Annotated in this window: 1 protein-coding gene; it reads left to right on the top strand. The window is 51.7% G+C overall.

Annotation, left to right across the window (positions count from 1 at the left end; genetic code table 11):
• Positions 1 to 1642: calcium-binding protein (locus tag AAFP14_RS22480; RefSeq protein WP_341734413.1), on the top strand; the 1642-nt coding region annotated here is incomplete at its 5' end.
• Positions 1643 to 1784 lie beyond the last annotated feature (142 nt).

Consider the following 1784-nt stretch of genomic DNA (forward strand, 5'->3'; position numbering starts at 1 on the left):
CCCGACTCCGACAACATCTCCAACTCCGACAACATCCCCGACTCCGACAACATCCCCGACTCCGACAACATCTCCAACTCCGACAACATCTCCAACTCCGACAACATCTCCAACTCCGACAACATCCCCGACTCCGACAACATCTCCGACTCCGACAACATCTCCAACTCCGACAACATCTCCAACTCCGACAACATCTCCAACTCCGACAACATCTCCGACTCCGACAACATCCCCGACTCCGACAACATCTCCAACTCCGACAACATCTCCAACTCCGACAACATCCCCGACTCCGACAACATCTCCAACTCCGACAACATCCCCGACTCCGATTCCCACGGAAACTCCGACTCCGATTCCCACGGAAACTCCGACTCCGACTCCAACGGAAACTCCGACTCCGACTCCGACGGAAACTCCGACTCCGACGGAAACTCCGACTCCAACTCCGACGGAAACTCCGACTCCAACGGAAACTCCGACTCCGACTCCAACGGAAACTCCGACTCCTGTTGAGTTTGACAGCGTTCAAGGCGCCGATCGCGATTGCAGTTGCGAAGAAATCGCCCTACCCGCGATCGGTTCAATTCCGGGCCCGAATGCGGTCGATCGCACTTTTAATGGGACTGACGGCGACGACTTCCTCACTGGCAGCAAGCTCAACGACTCCATCAACGGTGGGAATGGCAACGACATTCTCATCGGTAAAAAGGGCAACGATAATATTTATGGCGGACTGTTCAGCGATATGCTTCTTAGCCCGGATACAGACAATGATGTGCTTGATGGCGGCAAGGGCAATGATTACCTCAACGGCGATGGCGGCAACGATCTCATTTTCGGGGGTAGCGGCGATGATGTGGCGATCGGTGGCAAGGAAGATGACTTGATTTGGGGGGACAAGGGGAATGACACTTTGGTGGGATACAGCGGTAACGACTGCTTGTTTGGAGGCACTTTTGACCCCTTTAACCCAGACTTGACAGGAGGCGATTTGCTTTATGGTGGGGCAGGGCAAGACTTCCTGCATGGGGGAAATGGTGCTGACACTGTTTCTGGTAGTAAGGGCGATGACACCCTAGACGGCGGCAAGGGCAATGATGTACTTGTTGGTGATACAGGCGACGATCTATTTTTTGGCGATCGCGGTAATGATACTGTGTGTGGTGGCTCAGGGGACGATACTATTTTTGGAGAAAGTGCGATCGACCCTAACGGTGAAGCAGATTCCTTGTGTGGCGGGGAAGGCAACGATTTGATGTTTGGCAATGGCGGTGTTGACGAACTCTGCGGCAGTGATGGCAATGATAGTGTTTACGGCGGCAAAGGTGACGATTGTGTCGCTGGCGGGCTCGGCGATGATTGGCTGATTGGAGATTTCGGAAACGATACGTTGCAAGGGGGAAGTGGTGGCGATTACTTTGTGTTGACCCCCGGACAAGGCAGCGATTTTATTACTGATTTTATCCCAGGTGAGGATGTGCTGATTTTAACAGGAGGTTTGACAGTCGATCGACTTAGTTTCGTTCCACAAAATAATGCAACTTTCATCACGATTGCCAATACTGGCGAACTGTTGGCTGTAGTAAATGGAGTCCCCGCAAGGGCGATCGGACCCCAGGACTTTAGCATAATTTAAGTAAATCGATCGCCCCTGATTTTACACCAAATAAGCCCTAAAAAACGCAGATAAAGCCCAATTATCTGCGTTTTTTAGTCCTATCGTTTCCGATGCAATTTGAATTATTTTTACCACAGAGAACGCAGAGGACACAGAGGAA

Origin of the sequence: Microcoleus sp. EPA2, assembly GCA_020882975.1 — a bacterium.
Taxonomy (GTDB): domain Bacteria; phylum Cyanobacteriota; class Cyanobacteriia; order Cyanobacteriales; family Microcoleaceae; genus Microcoleus.